The sequence below is a fragment of the Streptomyces otsuchiensis genome (assembly GCF_004305975.1).
In the GTDB taxonomy this organism is placed as follows: domain Bacteria; phylum Actinomycetota; class Actinomycetes; order Streptomycetales; family Streptomycetaceae; genus Streptomyces; species Streptomyces otsuchiensis.
Map to the genome: position 1 here is coordinate 1 of NZ_BHZI01000395.1, position 4115 is coordinate 4115.

Consider the following 4115-nt stretch of genomic DNA (forward strand, 5'->3'; position numbering starts at 1 on the left):
GAGTCGCGGGCCGGGGCGGGGCGGCGGGCTCGTCGCCCTCCGGCTCCGACTTCGTTTCGGTCTCCGCCTCCGCTTCCGCCTCCGCTTCCGTCGCCGGGGCGGTCTCCGGGTCAGCAGCCTTGGCCGAGTCCGCCTTGTCGGCATCTGCGACGGCCCGGTCACCCTTCGTGTCGACCGCCGGCACCACCGCGTCGCCGGCGGGCTCGTCGTCCTCGGGCTTGCGCGTCGCGGCGGGTTCGGCGTCCGGCTTCTGCGGCTCCGGCTCGGCGACGTCTCCGTCACCCTCGTCCGCAGCCTCGGCCGCACCGCCGGCGTCGTCGGCGGCCTCAGCGACCTCCGCGTCGCCCGTGTCGTCGCCGCCGCCCTCGGTGTCCGTGGCGGCCTTCTCCGGCGCTATGGAATCCGTGCGCTCCTCAGCCTGCTCGCGCTTCTCGGTCTTGTCGGCCTGCTCGGGCTCCTCCGCCGCGTCTCCAGAGGCGGCGGCACGGGCCACGGCCGCCGCCGAGACCTCGACCACGTCCTCCGAGTCGTCCCCGTCGCGCCGCTCCCCGCCGTCGCTCGTCACGGCCTCTGCCTGCTCGCGGTCCTCGTCGCCGCCTTCGTCATCCCGCGCCTTGCCCATTTTGCCCACCTCGGCCGCCGCACCCGCACCCGCACCCGCCAGCTGCATCGTCCCGCCGTCCGCGTCCCGCTCCCGCTCGCCGCTGTCCGCGTCCTCGCTCTTCGCGGGCAGGCGCAGCACCGCCGTCCGGTCGGAGGAGTCGTCGCGGGGTCCGAGATCGGACCTGCGCAGTGTCGTGGTCGCCTCGTCGCCCCCCTTGGCCCCGCCCTGGCCCGTCGTGCTCGTTCCGTTCGCGTCCCCGGGAACCGAACCCGGCTTCCCGCGCGTTTCTTCCGGTGATCGCTCCAGCTCCGACCTGTCCGGGGACTTACCCGCCACCCATGCCTCCTCGCCCGCTGTTCCTACGGCATCCGCCGCTAACAGTCTGACGCGGGGTCGAGGGGCCTCGGCTCCCACCCCTACCTCACAAAACCACAACGACATATCTACGGGTTTCATTACAAACCCACCACGTGCTCTCGACAGACCATTGTGAGAGGCGTCACCCTGTCTGTCATCCACGCGGGGAGGCATGGATGAGCAGGAGTCGTAGAACCATTCCGGAGGAGCTGCTGCTGCTCGCACTGGACCCGGCAACGGGTACCACTGCACAGCCGCAGTCGCTGGACCTCGGCCTGGCCGGGGCACAGCTCGTCGAACTGGCGCTCGCCGGACGGATAGCCCCCAATGGGGACCGCATCGCCGTGGTACTGGCACGGCCTACAGGAGATCCGACGCTGGACACGGCGCTGGAGCTGTTGCGCAGACGCGGCAGCCCGGTACGCGCCGTGCACTGGATCGGCGGGCCCCGGCTGGGGCTGCGCCAGACCTATCTCACCCATCTCGAACGCTGCGGCATGGTGCAGGCGGTCGAGAACCACATGTGCGGTGTCCTGCCGACCACTCGGTACCAGGCATCGGACAACGTGGTCAGCAGGCAGATCAGGACACGTCTTGACACCGCGATCCGCACCGGCACCCCACCGGACGCGCGGACGGCGGCGCTCGCCGCGCTGGCCCACTCGGTCGGCCTCGGGAAGCACCTGTATCCGGGCAACGAGGGGCGATCCTCTCGGTCCCGGCTGCGGGACCTGATCCGGCACGACCCGATGGGCGGACTGGTGGCGCACGCCGTCATGGACGTCCAGAACGGCGCGGCCGGCCAGGCCAAGCGCGCCGCCGGCAACAACAACGACACCAGGGGCCGCCGGCCGTCTCCCAGGACGGCCACGGTCCCGGCCCAGGCGCCCGAGCCGAGCGCACCGCGCCGGCCGGAGCGTTCCCACCCCAGGGAGCTGGCGAGGACGGCGCACTCCGCGCTGTCCACACGCTGACCCCCTGACCGGCCCGCCGGCCACGGACCCATGAGGTGTCCGGGGCGAGCGCGGCCGGCGCCGCTCGGGCGCCGGCACGCGTGCGGCGGGCCCCCGGACCATCCGGGAGCCGCGGGACGCGCGGCGGGGCGGTGGAGTCCGGCGCATCCTCGATGCGCGCGGGCACCGTCGCCCCGCCGCGCCGACCCGCGTCCGCACCGAGTCCGTACCGGGCTCGCACCGGGTCCGCTTTCGACCCGTGCCGCGGCGTGCGTGCGCCGCCGTCGGGACACGCGCGGTCCCGCCCCTCGTCACATCCCGCACCCCGCCATGCGCGCTCCGTGCGCCCGGCGCGTCCGGTGCGCGGGCAGCGCCTGGGCGTGGACGTGCGCCGCCCGGCGGCCACCGTCCGGCCGCCCGCCACCCGTCCTCCGGGAACCGCCGTGTACCGCGTCGCCGTGTACCACCGCGACGCGACGCGACGCCCGGGGCGCGGCAGCGATCAGCACCTCACGTTCGGCCACCGCGTCGCCCGCCCCCGCCACGGCGCGGCTCACCGAACGCCGTTCCGCCATCGCGCGCTGTGGCCGTTCGGCAGCGCGAACAGGTGCGAAGGTGGCACTCTCGTGATCGGTAGTCACATGATCTACGGAGGTGGACTGTCCGTGGCGGGCAACGTCAATCCCACGGTCCGGCGGCGCAGGCTGGGCCAGGAGCTGCGCAAGCTCCGTGAGGACCGCGGCATGACCGCGGAGGAGGTCGCCGACCGGCTGCTGGTCTCCCAGTCGAAGATCAGCCGGCTGGAGAACGGGCGCCGGAGCATCTCGCAACGCGACGTCCGGGACCTCTGCGGGGTCTACGAGGTGCGTGACCGCCGGCTGGTGGACTCGCTGATGCAGATGGCGCGGGAGTCGCGCCAGCAGGGCTGGTGGCACGCCTTCGCCGAGCTCTCCCCCGGTTACAGCGTCTACATCGGCCTGGAGATGGACGCGGCCTCGCTGCGCGTCTACGAACCGCAGGTGGTTCCGGGGCTGTTGCAGACGACCGACTACGCGATGGCGGTGATATCCGGCGCGCTCCCCGAGGTGGCGCGTTCGGACGTGGAGCGCCGGGTGGAGGTGCGGACGCGCCGCCAGGAGCGGGTGCGGGACGAGCGGCGACCGCTGCGGCTGTGGGCGGTCGTGGACGAGGCGGCGCTCCGGCGACAGGTGGGCGGGCCGGCCACGATGGCGGCCCAACTCCGTTATCTGGTCGCGGTTTCCGAGCTTCCACACGTCACGCTCCAGGTGATGCCCTTCGAGTCCGGGGCGCACCCGGGCGTGAACGGGCAGTACGCGATAATGGAGTTCCCGGAGGCCAATGACTCCACGGTGGTCTATCTGGAGGGTGTGACCAACGACCTGTATCTGGAGAAGCCGCACGACGTGCAGAACTACAGCGTGCTCTACGAGCATCTCCGGGCGCAGGCGTTGAGCCCGGAGATGACCCGGGATTTCGTGATCGGAATCGCCGAGGAATTCGAGGCGCGGACCACGGCGTAGAACACCCTCTCGACCGGAGGGCCGCCCTCCGTGGCGCCACCCGGTGCGCCGCCGACCCCACGGACGGGGCGGCGGCGCACCGGTGGTGCGCGGGGTGCGGACGGGGTGCGCCGCGCACCGGGGGCGGTCGTGGTGGCGCGTGATTCACCGAAATGGTCTGAATACGCTGGAGTTGGCGCGAACCTTACACTGCCACGCCAGCCACGCGCAGGGTGATGGACCCGAGTCATCCGGTTGAGTGAATACGCCCTTGGCGTCGCCACGACGGCCGGTACGGTCAGCGAAGCGCAGATCCACGGTGCGCCGAAAAGGCGACGCAAAGGCGTCCGGCTTTCACGGCCGGCGCTCTGACCGACCAGGGAAATCCTGGAAAGGAGCCGGAGTTCAGTCATGGCAATTCAGCACGGTACGACGCACACCTGGCGCAAGTCCTCCTACTCGGGCGGGAACGGCGCCTGCGTGGAGGTTCGTTCGCCGGTACCGGACGCGCTCGCGGTGCGTGACTCCAAGGAGCCGGCTGGCCCGAGACTGGGCTTCACGACCGACAGCTGGAGCCGCTTCGTCGCGGCGGTGGGCGACGGCGGGCGGCTGGGCCGGCTCTGAGGCGCCTGCCGCCCTCGGCGGTCCGCGGCCCGGCGCACCGGGCGGCGACTCCGGCGC

General features: G+C 72.5%; 3 protein-coding genes and 1 pseudogene. 3 read left to right on the top strand and 1 reads right to left on the bottom strand.

All coding sequences use genetic code 11. The annotated features are described in order from the left end of the window. Positions 1–940, bottom strand: a pseudogene (locus E0D90_RS24170) (hypothetical protein); the annotation flags it as partial. 197 nt (positions 941–1137) lie between these two features. Between E0D90_RS24170 and E0D90_RS24175 the strand changes: the two are divergent. The 3 genes from E0D90_RS24175 (at position 1138) to E0D90_RS24185 (ending at position 4058) form a co-directional block, all read left to right on the top strand. Next, entirely contained in the window at positions 1138–1935 is a 798-nt protein-coding gene (locus E0D90_RS24175; RefSeq protein ID WP_227870463.1) for a GOLPH3/VPS74 family protein, read from the top strand. Positions 1936–2579: 644 nt separating this feature from the next. Further along, positions 2580–3455, top strand: coding sequence for a helix-turn-helix domain-containing protein (locus E0D90_RS24180; RefSeq protein WP_130800081.1), 876 nt, complete (start codon positions 2580–2582; stop codon positions 3453–3455). A 390-nt stretch (positions 3456–3845) separates the two neighbouring features. After that, a complete protein-coding gene (locus E0D90_RS24185) occupies positions 3846–4058 on the top strand; it encodes a DUF397 domain-containing protein (protein ID WP_130800080.1) in 213 nt (70 codons plus the stop codon). The last annotated feature ends 57 nt before the right edge of the window (positions 4059–4115 follow it).

Excerpts from the sequence above, each read along its gene's own strand:
- E0D90_RS24175 (WP_227870463.1), top strand. The coding sequence starts at position 1,138 with ATGAGCAGGAGTCGTAGAACCATTCCGGAGGAGCTGCTGCTGCTCGCA.
- E0D90_RS24185 (WP_130800080.1), top strand. The coding sequence starts at position 3,846 with ATGGCAATTCAGCACGGTACGACGCACACCTGGCGCAAGTCCTCCTAC.